Below are 17,564 nucleotides of genomic sequence, written 5' to 3' on the forward strand. Positions count from 1 at the left end.
GGCAACGTCGCTGGTCGGCGCGGCGCCGCCGCCTGCCGGGCGCCGCCGGCGGCGGGCGCACAAAAGCCGGCGCCCCGCACGATTTCTCGTACGGGGCGCCGGCGGTTTCCGGGTGCGGCGAGGGGCTAGTGGTCGACCGCCTTCTCGGCGCCGACGCCCGTGAGCGAGCGGACCTCCATCTCCGCCTGGATGCGGGGGTCCTCACCGTCCTTGTCGAGCTTCGAACCGAGCCAGCCGAGGAGGAAGGCCAGCGGGATCGAGACCAGACCCGGGTTGGTGAGCGGGAAGAGGGCGAAGTCCGCTGCCGGGATCATCGAGGTCTCCAGGCCGGACATCACCGGCGAGAAGACGATCAGCAGCAGCGCCGACCCCAGGCCGCCGTACATCGACCAGACGGCACCCTGCGTGGTGAAACGGCGCCAGAACAGCGAGTAGAGGATCGTCGGCAGGTTCGCCGACGCCGCGACCGCGAAGGCCAGCGCCACGAGGAAGGCGACGTTCTGCCCCTGCGCGCCGATGCCGCCCAGGATGGCGAGGACGCCGATCACGACGACGGTGCGCCGGGCGACCTTGACCTCCTTCTCCGGGGTGGTCCTGCCCTTGGCGATGACGTTGGCGTAGACGTCGTGGGCGAACGACGCCGACGCCGTGATCGTCAGACCCGCGACGACCGCCAGAATCGTGGCGAAGGCGACCGCGGAGATGATGCCCAGCAGCAGTGACCCGCCGAGTTCGAACGCCAGCAGCGGGGCCGCGGAATTCACGCCGCCGGGCGCGTTCTGGATCCGCTCCGGGCCGAGCAGCGCGCCGGCGCCGTACCCGAGGACCAGGGTGAAGAGGTAGAACGCGCCGATGAGCCAGATGGCCCAGACCACCGAGCGGCGGGCCTCCTTCGCCGTCGGAACCGTGTAGAAGCGCATCAGCACGTGCGGCAGGCCGGCCGTGCCGAGCACGAGCGCGAGCGCCAGCGAGATGAAGTCCATCTTGGTGGTGATGTTCTCGCCGTACTTGAGTCCGGGTTTGAACAGGTCCTCGTTGCCGCCGGCCATGGCGGCGGCGTCGCCCATGATCGCGGAGAGGTTGAAGCCGTACATCGACAGGACCCAGATGGTCATGATGAAGGCGCCGGCGATCAGCAGGCAGGCCTTGATGATCTGCACCCAGGTGGTGCCCTTCATGCCGCCGATGAGGACGTACATGATCATCAGGGCACCCACGACGACGATGACGAGCGACTGGCCCAGCTTGTCGTCGATGCCGAGCAGCAGGGACACGAGTCCACCGGCGCCCGCCATCTGCGCGAGCAGGTAGAACAGGCAGACCGCCATGGTGGTGATCGCCGCGGCGATGCGGACCGGCTTCTGCTTCAGCCGGAAGGAGAGCACGTCCGCCATGGTGAACTTGCCGGTGTTGCGCAACAGCTCGGCGACGAGCAGGAGCGCGACGAGCCAGGCGACGAGGAAGCCGATGGAATACAGGAAGCCGTCGTAGCCGTTGATGGCGATCGCGCCGACGATGCCGAGGAACGAGGCGGCCGAGAGGTAGTCGCCGGCGATGGCGGTGCCGTTCTGGCCGCCCGTGAAGGAGCGCCCGCCGGCGTAGTAGTCCGCGGCGGTCTTGTTGTTCTTCGAGGCACGCAGCACGACGACGAGCGTCACGGCCACGAAGAGGCCGAAGATCGTGATGTTGACCCAGGGGTTGCCGACCGAGGACTGCTCGGCGGCCGCGGCCAGCGGGATGAGGTTCGTGTTCATTACTTGGAATCCCCCTCGAGATCGGCGCGAAGGGCGGACGCCTGGGGATCCAGCTTCCGGTTCGCGAAGGACACGTAGGCGGCGGTGATGCCGAACGTGGAGACGAACTGGAGCAGGCCCAGCAGGATGCCCACGTTGATGTTGCCCGAAACCGGGATCGCCATGAATTCGGGGGCGAACGCCGCCAGAACGACGTACATGAAGTACCAGACGATGAAGACGACGGCCATCGGGAAGACGAAGCCGCGGTGGGTGCGGCGCAGCTTCTGGAACTTCTCCGACGACTGGGTTCCGCGGAAGTCGACGTCGGCCAGCTCGCCGGCGGCCTCCGCGTCCCGGACCTCGTCCGGGGTGGGTTGAGTACCCATGTTTTCCTCCTTGACATTGCGCTCGCCCCGACGAGGGGCCGCGTGTGATCACCATCACTCTGGCCTACCAGGGGGCGTCTGTGAATCAGGTCTCAGGCCGCGACCGTCGAACGGTCGCTGTGATGCGCCGAGCGGTCGCCCCGGCCGGTGAACGGCGGCCGCGACCGCACCGGCCGGATCGGTCGGTACGCTGGTGCCCATGATGTCGCCCGCCCTCGAGACCACCCTGATCGTCTCGATCATCGTCGTGGCTGCCGCAGTCGTCGTCTTCGTGGGGCTCAAGATGTTCCAGGCCCAGCGCGATCTCGGCACCGACGCCGACCGGGCGACCTTCCAGACCCTGCACACCGTCTCGCTCGCCGCACCCCACCTGGCCAACGGCCTCGACGAGGAGGGCGCCGGGCGCGCCAGCCGCCACCTGCGCGAGCTGCTCGGCTGCCCGGGCCTCGCCGTCACGGATACGACGGCGGTGCTCGCCGCCGACGGGACCCTGCCGGACGTGGACGTGCCCGCCCTGGCGGCGCAGACGATCGCCGCGGCCCGAACGCAGGTCGTGCACGAGAAGGACTGGGACGCGGTGTGCGCGCCCATCGTGGTCCAGGACCGGATCATGGGCACCGTGATCGCCTTCGCCGCCAAGGCCGATTCCGGGCTCGTTCGCGCGGGCAGCGAGGTCGCCGCCTGGGTAGCGGCGCATGTCGGGCTCGCCGAGCTCGACGAGTCCCGAGCGCGCCTGGCCGAGGCCGAGGTGAAGGCGCTCCGGGCCCAGATCAGCCCCCACTTCATCTACAACTCCCTCGGCGCGATCGCCTCGTTCATCAACACGGATCCGCAGCGTGCCCGCGAGCTCGTCGTCGAGTTCGCCGACTTCACCCGCTACACGTTCCGGCGCCACGGCGACTTCACGACCCTGGCCGAGGAGCTCACGGCGATCGACCGCTACCTGCTGCTCGAGAAGGCCCGCTTCGGCGAGCGGATCCGGGTCAGCCTCGAGATCGCGCCAGAGGTCCTCAGCACCGTCATCCCGTTCCTGAGTCTGCAGCCGCTCGTGGAGAACGCCGTGCGGCACGGCCTCGAGGGCAAGGCCGACGGCGGGCTCATCAAGATCACGGCCGCCGACGCGGGCCAGCACGCCGTCATCACCATCGAGGACGACGGCGTCGGCATGGACCCGGAGGAGCTGCGCGGCCTACTCGGCAGCCGGGCCGACGGGGAGCACGTGGGCCTGCGCAACGTCGACGTGCGCCTCCGCCAGCTCTACGGACCCGAGAACGGGCTCGTCGTCGACACCGCCGAGGGCGCCGGCACCCTGATCACGGTGCGGTTGCCGAAATTCCGCACCCCTAAACTGGACTCATGATCAACGTTGTCGTCGCCGATGACGAGCTCCCCGCAGTCGAGGAGCTCGCCTTCCTCCTCGCCAAGGACCCGCGCATCGGCACGGTCCACCGCGCCACCTCCGGAGCCGAGGCGCTGAAGGCCCTCGAGGAGTTCGACGTCGATGCCCTCTTCCTCGACATCCACATGCCGGCGCTCACCGGCCTCGACATCGCCCGCGTCATCTCCCGGTTCACCCGTCCGCCGGCGGTCGTGTTCGTGACGGCCGACGAGGCCCAGGCGCTCGAGGCCTTCGAGTTGGCCGCCGTCGACTACATCCTCAAGCCCATCCGCCCGGAACGGCTGGCCGAATCGGTGCGCCGCGTCTGCGAGACAGTCGAGGACGACGCCGACGCGCCGGAACTCGTCACCGTCGACCAGGGCGGCGTCACCAAGATGATCCGCCGCGACGAGATCACCCACGTCCAGGCCCAGGGCGACTACGCCCGGCTGCACACCCGGGAGGGCAGCTACCTGATCAGGGTGCCCCTGGGCGACCTCGAGCAGCAGTGGTCGGGAGCCGGCTTCGTCAGGATCCACCGCGGTTACCTCGTGGCCATGGACCACATCGGCCGGGTCAAGCTGCAGCCCGGCAAGGCGGCCGTCACGATCGGCGCCCTCGAGCTGCCGGTCAGCCGCCGCGCCCTGCCGAACCTGCGCGAACGCCTCGAGGCCCACCGCGTGAGGCCCCTCTGATGGAGTCGCGGCCCGAACGCGTGCGGGTCACCGCGCCGGCGGACGCCGCCCCGCGTCTCGTCTCCGGCGCGCGCGCCGGCTCGCCCGAGGACTTCTACGTCCGCTCGCTCATCCGGTCGCAGCTGCGGCTGGCGATGTCGGTAGCGGTCGGGTTCATCGTGGTCCTGGTCCTCCTGGCCGTGCTCATCACGTTCTGGCCGCAGATCCACAACATGCGCCTCGCCACCATCCCGCTGCCCTGGTTGCTCCTGGGCGTGGGCGTGTACCCGCTCATCTGGGTCGGGGCGGCGCTGTACAACCGCGCCTCCGAGCGGAACGAGCAGCGCTACCGCGACCTGGCCGGGAGGTGAGCCGTGCAGTCTTCCACCGCCCTCATCGCCGTCGCCGTCGTCACGGCCGCCACCGTCCTCATCGCCTTCAACGGGCTGCGGCTCTCGCGCACCACGAGCGACTTCTACGTCGCCTCGCGCACCGTGAAGCCCTGGTGGAACGCGTCGGCGATCGGCGGCGAGTACCTGTCCGCGGCCAGCTTCCTCGGCGTCGCCGGACTCATCGTCGTCTCCGGCCAGGACGGCCTCTGGTTCCCGATCGGGTACACCGCCGGCTACCTGATGCTGCTGCTGTTCGTCGCCGCTCCCCTGCGCCGGTCCGGCGCCTACACGCTGCCGGACTTCGCGCAGATCCGCGTCGGCGGCCGGCTTCCGCGCCTCGTCACGAGCGCGCTCGTCGTCGTGGTCGGCTGGATGTACATCGTCCCGCAGCTGCACGGCGCCGCCCTCACCCTGGGGATCACGACGCCGCTGCCGTCCTGGGTGGGCGCCGTCGCCGTCATGTGCATCGTCTGCGTGACGGTGCTGGCCGGCGGCATGCGCTCGATCACGTTCGTGCAGGCCTTCCAGTACTGGCTCAAGCTCCTGGCCCTGGCCGTCCCGACGATCTTCCTGCTGATCCACCTGGGGGTCGTCGGCGAGTCCGCCACGGCCGGCGGGGCCGCCTTCGACGCCCTGCCCGCCGACGGGTCGGAGCCGGGCTCGTCCGCCGTCAGCGGCGGCCAGCTCAGCCTGTTCCAGACGATCTCGCTCATCGTCGCCCTGCTGTTCGGCACGCTCGGGCTGCCCCACGTGCTCGTGCGCTTCTACACGAACCCCGACGGTCCGAGTGCGCGGCGCACGACCGCGATCGTGCTGGGCCTGCTCTCCCTCTTCTACGTGTTCCCCACGATCCTGGGGGTGCTCGGCCGGACCTGGCTGCCGGACCTGGCCTCGAGCAGCAACGCCGATGCGACGGTCCTGCTGCTGCCGAGCGCGATCGTCGGTGGCGTCGCCGGGGACCTGCTCTCGGCGTTCGTCATCGGGGGCGCGTTCGCGGCGTTCCTCTCCACGACGTCGGGGCTCGTGGTCTCCCTGGCCGGGGTCATGAGCCAGGACCTGTTCAAGGGGACCGTGCGCGGCTTCCGCATCGCCACCCTGCTGGCCTGCGCCGTGCCCCTGCTGCTGGCCCTGGCGACGCGCAGCTTCGCCCTGGCCGGCGCGATCGGCTCGGTGTTCGCCTTCACTGCATCGACGATCTGCCCGCTGCTGCTGCTGGGCATCTGGTGGCGGGGGCTCACCGCGCGCGGAGCAGTCGCGGGCATGCTCACCGGCGCGGTCGCCTGCGGTGGCGCCCTGCTCGCGGCCAGCACGCTGCGGTTGCCCGACGTCGTCGTGCAGATCTGCGAGCACCCGGCCGCGCTGACGGTGCCGCTGGCGTTCATCGTGACGGTCGCGGTCTCCAGGTGGGAGACCGCCGGGGACCGGTCCGAGACGGGTCGGGCCGGCGCGCAGGCTCGGCGCGCCCAGCGGGTCATGGCCCTGCTGCATGTACCGGAGGAGCGGTACGAGCGGGAGTTCTAGTCGATCGAGGCCATCAGTTCGACAACGCGGTCGAGGAAGGCGTCCACCTGGCTCTCCTCGTATCCGTCCTGCCCCTGCGCCTCGCGGAAGCTGGCGCGGCGGACGGAGTCGACGCTCATCGGGGCATCCTTCTCGAAGTAGTCCAGCAGTTCGTCGCACAACGCGTCGACGTCTTCGACGTTGTAGCTGGAGACGTTCCGGCGGGAGGGCCGGCGGAAGCGCTCGCCCGGCTGCCGGTGCAGGCGCCCGCGCAGGATGGTGGAGAGGCGTCCGACCTGCTGCAGCCAGGCTTCCTCCCCCTCGGCCTCGACGAGGGCCTCGCGCTCGCGCTTGGCGAAGACGTCCTCGAGGCGGTCGAGCGCGGCGTCGACGGTGCGGGCGTCGTACCCGCCCTTCTGCGGGTCGAATGCGGTACGGCGGACGAGGTGGCTCGTGACGACCTCGTCGTCGGAGCCCGTGCCGTTGAACGTACCGCGAGCCCGCGCCAGGAACTCATCGACCTGCTCGATGTTGTACCCGTATTCGGATGCTGCCACCGTCTCGAACGGCAGGGTGGCTTGGCGCATGTCTGGCTGGCTCACGAATTGTCCCTCTAGCTCCGGTTCGTACCGGTTGCGGTGGTCGTTTTCTCACGGTGGATCCGCGGCTGAGGCCGTGCGGGTCCCCTCATGACTATAGTACCGATTTCTCGCCGTTCCCGAGCGGATGCGCCCGCGGCCCGTTCCCGCTACAGCGTCTGGATCGCGGGCGCCAGCACAACCGCCATCAGATAGGCGGCCGGCGCGGCGAAGACGATCGAGTCGAGACGGTCCATGACGCCGCCGTGACCGGGCAGCAGATTGCTCATGTCCTTGATACCGAGCTCGCGCTTGACCATCGATTCGGACAGGTCGCCGGTCGTTGCGGCGGCGACGGTCGCGACGGCCAGCGGCACGCCGACCCACCATGGAACCTCCAGCAGGAAGACCGCCGCGCCGATCGCGACGAGCGTGGCCCCGGCGATCGAACCCGCGAAGCCCTCCCAGGACTTCTTGGGGCTGATCTTCGGCGCCATGGCGTGCTTGCCGAAGAACGCCCCGACCAGGTAGCCGAAGGTGTCGTTGGCGACCACGAGCAGCAGCATGGTGGCCACCATGAAGGGGCCCTTCTCCTGCGCGAACAGCAGGACCGCGAAGCTCATCAGGAACGGCACCCACAGGAACACGCCGGTGGAGGCGGTGATGGATTTGACGACCCCGGAGCCGCCTTCGATGAGACGCCAGAGCACGATGAGGACGACGGTACCGGCCACGCCGAATCCGAGGGCCTCCGCGCCGCCGTAGTGGGCGGCGAAGGGAAGAGCGACAGATCCCGCGGCCAACGGCACGAGCGGGACGTCGACGTCTGCGACGTTGAGCGCGCGCGCAACCTCCCAGCATCCGAAGACGCCGAAGACGGCGACGGTCGCAACGAACGCGACCGGGAAGAGGAAGAGCCCCGCCAGGACGACGGCGAGGAGGATGAGGCCGACCGCGATCGCGGCCGGGAGGTTCCTCCCGGCCCGCGATGGCGCCGCACGCGCTGCTCTCCGCGAACGTCGTGAAGCCGGCTCCGCAGGAGAAGTCATCAGACTTCCAGCAGCTCCGTTTCCTTGCGCTTGAGCATCTCGTCGATGATGTCGACGTGCTTCTTGGTCAGCGCGTCCAGCTCCTTCTCGCCGCGGTTTCCGTCGTCCTCGCCGACTTCGCCGTCCTTCACGAGCTTGTCGATGCCGTCCTTGGCCTTGCGGCGGTGGTTGCGGAGGGCCACCTTGGCGTCCTCGCCCTTGCCGCGTACGACCTTGACGTACTCCTTGCGGCGCTCGGCTGTCAGCTCGGGCAGAACCACGCGGATGGCCTTGCCGTCGTTGGACGGGTTCGCGCCGATCTCGGAGTCGGAGAGGGCCCTCTCGATCGCACGCAGCGCGGAGACGTCGTACGGGGTGATGAGGATCGTGCGCGCGTCGGTGACCGCGAAGGAGGCCAACTGCTGCAGCGGGGTCATCGAGCCGTAGTAGTCGACCATGACCTTCGCGTAGAGGCTCGGGTTGGCGCGGCCGGTCCGGATGGACGCGAAGTCCTCCTTCGCCGCCTCCACAGTGCGTTCCATCTTGTCGGTGGCATCTGCCAGGGTCTCGTCAATCACGTCAATACTCCTTGTCGTCGCCTGCCACGGGCGGACAGGCCGGATCTGTGGATGGACTCGTTTTCATCCTATGTCAGGTGACCGCTAGACCGTGACGCGTGTGCCCAGCGGTTCGCCGAGCAGGGCGTTCGTCACGTTGCCGTCGCCTTCCATGCCGAACACGCGCATGGCCAGATTGTTGTCCTTGCACATCGTCATCGCCGTCTGGTCCATGACGCGGATGTTCTTCAACAGCGCTTCATCGTAGGTCAGGCTCTCGAGCTTGACCGCGGTCGGGTCCTTCTTCGGATCCGCGCTGTAGACGCCGTCGACCCCGCTCTTGGCCATCAGGACCTCGTCGGCCCGGACCTCGAGCGCGCGCTGCGCGGCGACGGTGTCGGTGGAGAAGTACGGCAGGCCGGCTCCGGCGCCGAAGATGACGACGCGGTCCTTCTCCAGGTGCCGGATGGCGCGGCGGGGAATGTAGGCCTCGGCGACCTGGGCCATCGAGATCGCCGACTGGACGCGGGTGTCGACGCCGGCCTGCTCGAGGAAGTCCTGGAGCGCGAGGCAGTTCATCACGGTTCCGAGCATCCCCATGTAGTCGGCGCGGGAGCGGTCCATGCCGGACTGGGAGAGCTCGGCCCCACGGAAGAAGTTTCCGCCGCCGACGACGATGGCGGTCTCGACCGTGCCGACCGTCTGCGCGATCTGCTCCGCCACGGCCTGCACGGTCTCGGGATCGACGCCCAGCTTGCCGCCGCCGAAGACCTCGCCGGAGAGCTTCAGCAGAACGCGACGCCGCGTTCCGCCGTCGTGCGCCGAGGTCTCGTCAGTGCTCGTCTGTTCCGCAGTGACCTTGTCCATTGGGCCCTCCCCTGTTCGCTCGCCACCGGGATGGTCGCGCCGTGGTCGTTGACTGTCTTCGCCCCGTGCATGGCAGGGGGCAGGGAAAAGGGGTGGCCACCTTGTTGGTGGCCACCCCCTCTACCGTTCGTGCGGGCGGGCGGTTGTGCCGACCGCCGGATATCTGACTAGGAGCCTACGCGGAAACGAGTGAAGGCGGTAGCAGCAACGCCGGCTTCCTCGAGCACCTTGCCGACGGTCTTCTTGGTGTCCTTGGCGAACGCCTGGTCCGTCAGGACGATCTCCTTGTAGAAGCCGGTCAGACGCCCTTCGACGATTTTGATCATCGCGGCCTCCGGCTTGCCCTCGGCCTTGGCGGTCTCCTCGGCCACGCGGCGCTCGTTCTCGACCGTCTCGGCCGGGACCTCGTCGCGCGACAGGTAGGTCGGAGCCATCGCAGCAGCGTGCACGGCAATGTCGTGGGCAGCGGCAGCAGCCTCTTCCCCGGCCTTGTCGACGGCCATCAGGACGCCGACCTGAGCGGGCAGGTCCTTGGACGTCTTGTGCAGGTAGGCGTCGACCTGACCGCCCTCGATGCGGGAGACGCGGCGGACGACGACCTTCTCGCCCAGGGTCGCGCCTTCTTCGATGACGTACTCGGCCAGCGGCTTGCCGTCGACGTCGGCAGCCTGGAGGGCCTCGACGTCGGCGGCGCCGGAGGCGACGGCCGTCTCCAGCACCTTGTCGGCCAGCGCGACGAACTTGTCGGACTTGGCGACGAAGTCGGTCTCGCAGTTGACCTCGACCATGACGCCGACGGTCCCGTCGACGACCTTGGCTGTCACGAGGCCTTCGGCCGTCGAACGGCCTTCGCGCTTCGTGGCGCCCTTGAGGCCCTTGATGCGGATGACCTCGATGGCCTTGTCGAAATTGCCGTCGGCCTCGTCGAGAGCCTTCTTGACGTCCATCATGCCGGCGCCGGTGCGCTCGCGCAGGGCCTTGATGTCAGCAGCGGTGTAGTTAGCCATGTACAACCCCATTCGTTGTGGTTTGTCGAAGTTTCTACGGGGTGGGCCCTCGCGGGCCCGGTCTGTGAAAAGCCGGCGGGGTGTGACCCCGCCGGCTTCTACATCATGAGGTTACTTGGCATCCTCGGCAGGTGCCTCGGTGGCCTCTTCGGCCGGAGCCTCGGCAGCTTCCTCGGCCGGAGCCTCGGCAGCCTTCTCGGCCGGGGCTTCCTCGGCCGGAGCCTCAGCAGCCGTCGCGGCCTCTTCTGCCTGCTTGCCCTCGAGGAGCTCGCGCTCCCACTCGGCCAGCGGCTCCGCCGGTGCCTCCGTGTTGCCCGAAGCCTTGTTGTTGCGGGCGATGAGGCCCTCGGCAACGGCGTCGGCGACAACGCGGGTCAGCAGGTTGACGGAGCGGATGGCGTCGTCGTTGCCCGGGATCGGGAAGGCGACGTCGTCCGGATCGCAGTTGGTGTCGAGGATCGCGACGATCGGGATGCCCAGCTTCTGCGCCTCGTCGACGGCCAGGTGCTCCTTCTTGGTGTCGACGATCCACAGCAGCGACGGAGTCTTGGTCAGGTTGCGGATACCGCCGAGGTTCGACTGCAGCTTGGTCAGCTCGCGCTTGAGCAGCAGCAGCTCCTTCTTGGTGTGGCCGGAACCGGCGACATCCTCGAAGTTGATCTCTTCCAGTTCCTTCATGCGCTGCACGCGCTTGGCAACGGTCTGGAAGTTGGTGAGCATGCCGCCGAGCCAACGCTGGTTGACGTACGGCTGGTTCACGCGGGTGGCCTGCTCGGCGATTGCTTCCTGAGCCTGCTTCTTGGTGCCGACGAACAGGACGGTGCCGCCGTGGGCCACGGTCTGCTTGACGGACTCGAACGCGCGGTCGATGTAGGACAGCGACTGCTGCAGATCGATGATGTAGATGCCGTTGCGCTCGGTGAAGATGAAACGCTTCATCTTCGGGTTCCAGCGGCGGGTCTGGTGTCCAAAGTGCACGCCGCTGTCGAGCAGCTGGCGCATGGTAACGACTGGCATGTCGTCACTCCTTCCGGCAGTGGCGGACCGACCTTCGCGAGGCCGCGGTAACTGCCCTAGTCTTTCGGGTTGGATGGCTCTCCACCCCTGGTGGGTGGCGCCCCTGGCACAGGTCGCCTCTCGGCTCCCGCAGCCTGCCGGGCGAACCGGACCGCTGGCTGAGGGATTCGCACCCCACCCCGAGCTCGGAAACCGTGGTGGGACGCGAAGACGCTGTACGCGAAGTCACTCGGCTGCTTCTCCGCTTCCGGTCCGCGCCCGTGGGCGCAGGCAGATAGCATCGAGGCAGACGACTGCACGCACCAGTGTACTACAGGGCGGGCGGTGCCCTGGCCCTCGACTCGTCGTCCACAGCCGGCCGGCCTCGGGCGTTTCTCCACAGCGCGGGCCCGCGGCTCCGGCAGCTCGCGCCCCGGTGCCAGACTCGTCCCATGCACCGCTTGCCGCCCCGTAGTCGCCCCCACCGCATGATGGAAGCCTGCGCGGCCTCGGCGGCCCTGGTGGCCGCCCTGCTATCGGTGCCGGCGGCTGCGGCCGACCTCCCCGACGGACCTTCTAGCCTCCGCCCGCATCCGGCGGGGTCCTCCGGCTGGGCCTGGCCGCTCCGCGATGCCGGTCCACCGTCTGTCGCACGGACCTTCGAGGAAGCCGAGTCGGCGTGGGGGCCCGGGCACCGCGGTGTCGATCTGGTCGCTGCGCACGGCGACCAGGTCCGTTCTCCGGCGGCCGGAACGGTCGCCTTCGCAGGCGTCGTCGTGGACCGGCCCGTGATCAGCATCGACCACGGGAACGGGCTTCGCACCAGCCTCGAACCGGTCCGGGCCGACGTCAACGTCGGCGACGAGGTCGCCCGGGGTCAGGTCGTCGGCGATATCGCGGACGGCGGGCACTGCGGCTCGGGTTGCCTGCACTGGGGGCTGCGCCTCGACGGGGTGTACACCGATCCCCTGCCGACCATCAGAGACCTCCGGCCGTCGATCCTGCTTCCGCCTCCGGAGCCGTGACGCGCCGGTACACGTCGAGCATCTTCGCGGTCTGCCGGCTCTGCATCAGCTGGCCCGCCTCGGTGGCCGACCAGCGCAGGCCGGCTCCGATCTGGGCGACGGCGACGGATATCGACTCGGCCAGGCCTGAGACGGAGTCGTCCGGGGTCAGCCAGAAACTGCCGCCGGGCAGATCGGCGGCGATCCGGTGGTCGCTCAAGATGGTCGGGGTCCCCAGCGCCGCGGCCTCGAAGACGGTCATCCCCTGGGTCTCGAAGCCGATGGACGTCTGGACGAGCACATCCGCGGCGGCCAGTTCCGCGAGCATCTGCTCGTACGGGACCTTTCCGCGGAAGACGAACCGCGGGCCACCGGCGCGGCTCGCGCTCCCGGGCAGCGAGCGGGCGACCAGGGCCTCGGCTTTGGCGCGCTGACCGCCGTCGCCGAAGACATGGACGTCGACGCCCTGCCGCGATTCGACGACCGCCTCGAGGAACGGGAGGAGCCGCTTCTCCGGGCTGAATCGGCCCGTCCAGACGAGGCGGGGCCGCTCACCGCACGTCTCCGGGCCGGGCGGCACTGCGATCAGGCTGCGGGCGACGTCGTCGTCGAGCCCCGTCGGGATCACGTCGATTCGCTCGAAAACGTTGTGCTCCTCGAGGAGCGCGGCGAAATGCGTGGAGGGGGCCGTCACCGCCGCTGCGGCATCGGTGAATCCGCGCAGATAAGTCCAGGCGTCCCGCGGAGCCGGGCCCTGCAGCTTCATCAGCCGGCGCTGCGCCAGTCCGAATCCCCGCTGGACGAGGTGCGGGAACGGTACGGTCGCGGCCAGTCCGACGTCGACCCGGTTGTGCATCGTGTGGACGACGGGCAGACCGTGGCGCTGGGCGAAGCGGTAGCCGATGACGGCTCCCCAGAAATCGGCCTGGATATGGACGACGTCGACCGGCAGCCGGTCGTCGAAGGCGCGATCGAGGCGCTCGTCGAGCCGCCGGCGCGGCAGGCTGAGCGAGTATTCGCCGGGACCCAGCGGAACACCCGGCAGGCCGATCACCGACCGCGACTGCGGTAGTCCGCCACGGGCGGCGCCCCGAAGCTGCGGGGCGACGATCGTCACCCGGTGGCCCAGCCGTTCGAGGAAGCGCTGCTGCAGCAGCACCGACGTCTGCATGCCGCCGAGCGTGTGCGGGTGCTGGTCGGCGAAGACCGCGATGTGCAGGCTCGGGGCCTGCGTCCTGTCTGCCATCGTTGCCTTTCGCGTCTGGGCGGCGACCGGGGCGGAACAGCCCCGCCGCCACAGCGGAGGACGGGTGGCCTCCGGCGGATGCGTCGCACGAATGCATCCGCCGGGGCCGGTTTCCGTAGGGCGGGTGGGGCTTGAACCCACGACCCAAGGATTATGAGTCCTCTGCTCTGACCAACTGAGCTACCGCCCCGAACCGCTGCCGCCCGGGCAGCGGGGTCCATCCTATATCGATTCCGGCACCGGACGGCCCCGTGTGGCCGCCGGGCCGGCGGTCAGGGGGCGAGCTCGTCGAGGCCCGCCCCGCGGTAGATCGCCTCGAAGGTGCCCATGGTCTTGTCCTGACTGTGCTTGGCGGCCTTGAGGTGGCCGGCCTCGCCCATGCGCGCCCGTCCGTCCTCGTCCAGCGCGAGGACCCGGTCCAGCTTCGCTGCGAGGTCTGCAGCGTCGCCCGGCTCGAAGAGGTAGCCGTTGACGCCGTCGTCGACGAGGTGCGGCAGCGCCATCGCATCGGCGAGGACCACTGGTCGCGAGGCGGAGAGCGCCTCGAGGGTCACGAGCGACTGGAGTTCGGCGGTGCCGGGCTGGCAGAAGACGTCGGCCGCGAGGTAGGCGGACCGCAGCTCGGCGTCGTCGACGTGACCGCGGAAGTGCACGCGGTCTGCGACGCCGGCCGCGACCGCGCACTCCTCGAGATGACCCCGCTGCTCGCCGCCGCCGATCACCTCGAGGTGGGCCTCCGGGGCCGACTTCATCCTCGCCAACGCGTCGATCAGCACGTCGATGTTCTTCTCCACGGCCAGGCGTCCGACGCAGAGGATCGTCGGGTGCTCCCGGCGTGCGGCCCGCTCCCCGGGAGACAGCTCGTACTGGGCGGAGTCGATGCCGTTGGACAGCGCCAGGACCTGGGTGAGGTTCGCATTGCTGCGCATCGCCTCCGCGGCGAGCGGCGTCGGCGTGGTGACGACGTCAGCCCGGCCCATGATCTTGCCCATGTCACGCCACGAGTTCTTCGCGACGATGCGCTTGAACCACTTCGGGAAGGGCAGGAAGGGATCCAGGTTCTCGGGCATGAAGTGGTTCGTGGCGACGAGGCGGATGCCTCGCTTGCGCGCCTCGTTCACGGCGGCCTGGCCGATCATGTAGTGGCACTGGACGTGCACGACGTCGGGGCGCACCGCCTCGATGATGCGCGCCATGTCCTTCTTCGCCCGCCAGGGCAGGCAGATGCGCAGGCTCTCGTGGGTCGGGACGCTGTGGGAGGCGACCCGGTGGACCGTGGCCTCCGCCTGGACGTCGACCGTGCTGGGGCCGGAGCAGTTCCGTGCCGCCACGATGTGAACCTCGTGGCCCCGCGCATGCATCGCTGTCGCCAGCCGGTAGCAGAAGACCGCCGCCCCGTTGACGTCGGGCGGATACGTGTCTGCAGCAATCAGGATTCTGAGTGGTTTTTCACCGGACAAAGTGGTCAAGACTCCTTGGGGTTGTGGGTCTCAGTGCGGCGATGATGCGCGTCTGGATGGTGGCGTGAAAGCGCGATGACGCCCACGATAGCAACGGCGGCGAAGCCCGCCATGGACATCGCAACAACGGCGGGGACGTCGGGTCGCAATTCGCGCAGGACGGCGATCCCGATCGCGATCCCGACCATCGGGTCGATGACCGTCAGGCCGGCGATGACGAGGTCCGGCGGGCCGTGCGAGTAGGCGTTCTGCACGAAGTAGCTGCCGAGCAGCCCGGCGACGACCACCGCGATCACGACCAGCCAGGAGACGTTGGCGAAGATGTTGCCCTCCGACTGGATCAGCCCGATCGCCAGCGTGCGCACGAGAACCGCAACGAAGCCGAAGAGCACTCCGGCACCCATGATGTAGAAGAAGGCGTTCGGACGGTGGCGCATCGCGACGGCTACCGACCCGAGGACCGCGACGGCGATCGCGAGCAGCATCACGATGATCAGCTCCTCGCGGGCGCTGATCGTCGGGTGCGGCTCGGTGACCTGGATCGCGAGCAGGACGAATCCGATGCTGCCGCCGACGCAGGCGATGATCGCCAGGAACGTGGGGCGGTTGAGCCGGATGCCGATCTCCCGGGCGTGCACGACCGTGGTGATCACGAGGGCGATCGCGCCGATCGGCTGGACGACGGTCAGCGGGGCCGTGGCGAGCGCGTAGACGTTGAGGATCATGCCGACGCCCATGAGCAGCAGCCCGAGCACCCAGCGCGGGTTCGCCAGCAGGCGCAGGATGCCGCGGTGCCCGAGGTTCAGGCCACCGGTCGTCGACCTCACGGCCACCCCTTGCCGCTGCGCTCCGAACGCCAGGAAGAACGCGGCGACGACCGCACAGGAGACAGCTAGCCAGACCATGAGCCGCCAGCTGGCGCGGAGCCGTCGGCACCGCGCTCGCGCCGCCGCTTCCGGACGGCCGCGATGAAGTAGCCGGCGGCCGCGATGATGTGCAGCACGCAGCCGAGCGCCAGCACGATGGTGGCGACGCCGTCGTACACCGTGTTCCCGATGGACTCGACCTGTCCCAGCAGCAGCAGCGGCGCGCCCACGAGCAGGATCGCCGTGCGGATCTTGCCGATCACGCTCACCGGCAGCTCGGGACTGCCGCGGAAGAGGATCAGCGAGGTGACGAACAGGACGACGTCGGGGACGACGATCGCGTAGACGAGCCACGCCGGGGCGATCCCGGCGAGGACGAACGTGAACGCTACGACGAAGAGGGAGATCCGGTCGGCCAGGGGATCGAGCCAGGCTCCCACGGTCGACATCTGGTTGAACCGGCGCGCGATGAACCCGTCGATCCAGTCGGTCGAGCCGAGGACAGCGAGGATGGCCGTGGCCCACGCGAACTCCGACTGGAAGACCAGCCACACGAAGAACGGAACCATGCAGAACCGCAAGACGGTGATGACATTCGGCACCGTCCAGAACGTCGTGAGTACGCGGTATTCGATGTCATCGCGCGCACCCGCCCCGATGAGCCGCACGGCTCCCCCTAACCGGTTTCCCGCTACTTGTGCTCGGGTCCGCCCGAACCCGGACGGAACTTCTGCAGCCGCTCCTTGATGCCGTAGGCCTTCTCGGCCGTCTTCTCCGCGCTGCCGGCCTGCTTGCCGAGCCGGTCGCGCAGCTCGGCGAGGTGGGCGCGGCGGGCGTCGGAACGGGCCTTGAGGTCGGCGTAGCTGAGCTCGTCCTTCTCGGACTGCTTCTTGGCCTTCTCGGCGTCCTTCTCGGCCTTGAGCCGCTCCTTCTCCTCCTTGGAGACCTCGGGCTTGTCGAGCGTCTTCTCGTCGAAGGAGCTGCCTTCCTTCAGGATGCCCAGGTCGTGCTTGACGCCGCGCAGGGCGTCCTCGGGCATGAGCGGCATGGCCTTCTTCGCCTTGGGCACGGCGATCGCGACCAGGATGAGGATCAGCAGGAGGAAGAATGCGGCGACGACGAGAGCGGCCAACCACGCGGGCATGACCTCGGCCAGGCCCATGATGCCGGCGACGAGGAGCGCGATGCCCATGGCCGAAAGGAAGAACAGCGCGGCGACGGCCAGGCCGGCTGCGACGCCGACGTTGATGCCCTTCGCTTTGAGCTGCCGCAGCGCCAGCTGGATCTCGTCGTTGATCTGCTTCGGGACCAGCCGGCCCAGATCCTTGATCACGCTGATCGGCGAAGCTGCCCGGCGTCCTGTCTCGGTTCCTGACATGAATTGGTTCCTTCGTCGTCCCTGCAGGCCTCGGAAGGCCCTTGTCCTTACCAAAGCTACCAAATGAAAAGGCCGGGCCCCCGCGCTGTTTCCAGCGTGGTGGCCCGGCCCGGTGCGCTCCCCCGACTGGACTCGAACCAGTAACCCTTCGATTAACAGTCGAATGCTCTGCCAATTGAGCTACGGGGGAAAGAAGCGTCCACAACAGTAGCAGGGGAAAACCCCGAACCGAAAATCAGGGAATCCCCCATGCCCCGCCGAGTGGAAACGATCCATCCCGGGGTCGGATCTCCGCGCGGGACGGCATCCGCCGTTCAGCGTGCGGGACCGGTCGCGGCCGGGCATTAAAAATCCCGGCCTCACAAGGTAAGACCGGGATTGTAAGCTCCCCCGACTGGACTCGAACCAGTAACCCTTCGATTAACAGTCGAATGCTCTGCCAATTGAGCTACGGGGGAAAGCAACGCGTACAACTCTACAACACGATCGACCCGATCGGGAAATCGATCCG

The 17,564-nt window shown here is 68.7% G+C and carries 18 protein-coding genes and 3 tRNA genes; 5 read left to right on the forward strand and 16 right to left on the reverse strand.

The window, feature by feature from the left end:
- Positions 1–125 precede the first annotated feature (125 nt).
- On the reverse strand, positions 126–1,754 hold the full coding sequence (locus IE069_RS09415; protein ID WP_189349883.1) for a monocarboxylic acid transporter: 1,629 nt from the start codon (positions 1,752–1,754) through the stop codon (positions 126–128).
- Positions 1,754–2,122, reverse strand: a complete 369-nt coding sequence (locus IE069_RS09420; RefSeq protein ID WP_189349884.1) for a DUF485 domain-containing protein — start codon at positions 2,120–2,122, stop codon at positions 1,754–1,756. The genes IE069_RS09415 and IE069_RS09420 overlap by 1 nt, the downstream gene beginning before the upstream one ends.
- 199 nt (positions 2,123–2,321) lie before the next feature.
- On the opposite strand from IE069_RS09420, the gene IE069_RS09425 reads away from it, so the two are divergent.
- The 4 genes from IE069_RS09425 to IE069_RS09440 are packed head-to-tail and all read left to right on the forward strand — an operon-like array spanning position 2,322 to position 6,087.
- Complete coding sequence (locus IE069_RS09425) at positions 2,322–3,482, forward strand: sensor histidine kinase (protein WP_189349885.1); 1,161 nt, start codon at positions 2,322–2,324, stop codon at positions 3,480–3,482.
- Positions 3,479–4,195, forward strand: a complete 717-nt coding sequence (locus IE069_RS09430) for a LytR/AlgR family response regulator transcription factor (protein WP_189349886.1) — start codon at positions 3,479–3,481, stop codon at positions 4,193–4,195. The genes IE069_RS09425 and IE069_RS09430 overlap by 4 nt, the downstream gene beginning before the upstream one ends.
- A complete protein-coding gene (locus IE069_RS09435) occupies positions 4,195–4,545 on the forward strand; it encodes a hypothetical protein (RefSeq protein WP_189349887.1) in 351 nt (116 codons plus the stop codon). Before IE069_RS09430 ends, IE069_RS09435 begins: the two co-directional genes overlap by 1 nt.
- Before the next feature lie 3 nt (positions 4,546–4,548).
- Complete coding sequence (locus tag IE069_RS09440) at positions 4,549–6,087, forward strand: sodium/solute symporter (RefSeq protein WP_189349888.1); 1,539 nt, start codon at positions 4,549–4,551, stop codon at positions 6,085–6,087.
- On the opposite strand, the gene IE069_RS09445 is transcribed toward IE069_RS09440, so the two are convergent.
- From IE069_RS09445 to rpsB, 6 genes are all read right to left on the reverse strand, one after another.
- The gene (locus IE069_RS09445; RefSeq protein ID WP_189350029.1) at positions 6,084–6,653 is read right to left on the reverse strand and encodes a DivIVA domain-containing protein; all 570 of its coding nucleotides are present in this window, start codon (positions 6,651–6,653) and stop codon (positions 6,084–6,086) included. The two genes, IE069_RS09440 and IE069_RS09445, sit on opposite strands and share 4 nt — an antisense overlap.
- A gap of 161 nt (positions 6,654–6,814) precedes the next feature.
- Positions 6,815–7,693: a phosphatidate cytidylyltransferase gene (locus tag IE069_RS09450; RefSeq protein ID WP_189349889.1), complete on the reverse strand. Its 879-nt coding sequence runs from the start codon at positions 7,691–7,693 to the stop codon at positions 6,815–6,817.
- Positions 7,693–8,250, reverse strand: a complete 558-nt coding sequence (frr, locus tag IE069_RS09455; RefSeq protein ID WP_189349890.1) for a ribosome recycling factor — start codon at positions 8,248–8,250, stop codon at positions 7,693–7,695. The genes IE069_RS09450 and frr overlap by 1 nt, the downstream gene beginning before the upstream one ends.
- Before the next feature lie 84 nt (positions 8,251–8,334).
- Positions 8,335–9,096: a UMP kinase gene (gene pyrH, locus IE069_RS09460; protein WP_189349891.1), complete on the reverse strand. Its 762-nt coding sequence runs from the start codon at positions 9,094–9,096 to the stop codon at positions 8,335–8,337.
- A 167-nt stretch (positions 9,097–9,263) separates the two neighbouring features.
- On the reverse strand, positions 9,264–10,103 hold the full coding sequence (gene tsf, locus IE069_RS09465; protein WP_189349892.1) for a translation elongation factor Ts: 840 nt from the start codon (positions 10,101–10,103) through the stop codon (positions 9,264–9,266).
- A 111-nt stretch (positions 10,104–10,214) separates the two neighbouring features.
- A complete protein-coding gene (rpsB, locus tag IE069_RS09470; protein WP_189349893.1) occupies positions 10,215–11,120 on the reverse strand; it encodes a 30S ribosomal protein S2 in 906 nt (301 codons plus the stop codon).
- A gap of 467 nt (positions 11,121–11,587) precedes the next feature.
- Here rpsB and IE069_RS09475 point away from each other — a divergent pair, with 467 nt between their 5' ends.
- On the forward strand, positions 11,588–12,124 hold the full coding sequence (locus IE069_RS09475; RefSeq protein ID WP_229791057.1) for a murein hydrolase activator EnvC family protein: 537 nt from the start codon (positions 11,588–11,590) through the stop codon (positions 12,122–12,124).
- Here IE069_RS09475 and IE069_RS09480 read toward each other — a convergent pair.
- The 8 genes from IE069_RS09480 to IE069_RS09515 all read right to left on the reverse strand — a co-directional run bounded on the left by IE069_RS09480 (position 12,078) and on the right by IE069_RS09515 (position 17,511).
- Positions 12,078–13,349: a glycosyltransferase gene (locus tag IE069_RS09480; RefSeq protein ID WP_189349894.1), complete on the reverse strand. Its 1,272-nt coding sequence runs from the start codon at positions 13,347–13,349 to the stop codon at positions 12,078–12,080. The two genes, IE069_RS09475 and IE069_RS09480, sit on opposite strands and share 47 nt — an antisense overlap.
- Positions 13,350–13,465: 116 nt before the next feature.
- Positions 13,466–13,539 (reverse strand) — tRNA-Ile (locus IE069_RS09485).
- An 82-nt stretch (positions 13,540–13,621) separates the two neighbouring features.
- Positions 13,622–14,818 carry a glycosyltransferase gene (locus IE069_RS09490; protein ID WP_189349895.1) on the reverse strand — a complete coding sequence of 399 codons (1,197 nt, stop codon included), beginning with the start codon at positions 14,816–14,818 and terminating at the stop codon, positions 13,622–13,624.
- Positions 14,815–15,714, reverse strand: a complete 900-nt coding sequence (locus tag IE069_RS09495) for a DMT family transporter (RefSeq protein WP_189349896.1) — start codon at positions 15,712–15,714, stop codon at positions 14,815–14,817. Before IE069_RS09495 ends, IE069_RS09490 begins: the two co-directional genes overlap by 4 nt.
- Entirely contained in the window at positions 15,702–16,343 is a 642-nt protein-coding gene (locus IE069_RS09500; protein ID WP_189349897.1) for a CDP-alcohol phosphatidyltransferase family protein, read from the reverse strand. Before IE069_RS09500 ends, IE069_RS09495 begins: the two co-directional genes overlap by 13 nt.
- 23 nt (positions 16,344–16,366) lie before the next feature.
- Positions 16,367–17,053 (reverse strand): phage holin family protein, encoded by a 687-nt coding sequence (locus tag IE069_RS09505; protein WP_189349898.1) that lies wholly within the window; start codon positions 17,051–17,053, stop codon positions 16,367–16,369.
- 117 nt (positions 17,054–17,170) lie between these two features.
- Positions 17,171–17,243, reverse strand: a tRNA-Asn gene (locus IE069_RS09510).
- A 195-nt stretch (positions 17,244–17,438) separates the two neighbouring features.
- Positions 17,439–17,511: transfer RNA gene (locus IE069_RS09515), tRNA-Asn, on the reverse strand.
- Positions 17,512–17,564 lie beyond the last annotated feature (53 nt).

It is taken from the genome of Zhihengliuella salsuginis (genome assembly GCF_014651715.1).
Lineage (GTDB): Bacteria > Actinomycetota > Actinomycetes > Actinomycetales > Micrococcaceae > Zhihengliuella > Zhihengliuella salsuginis.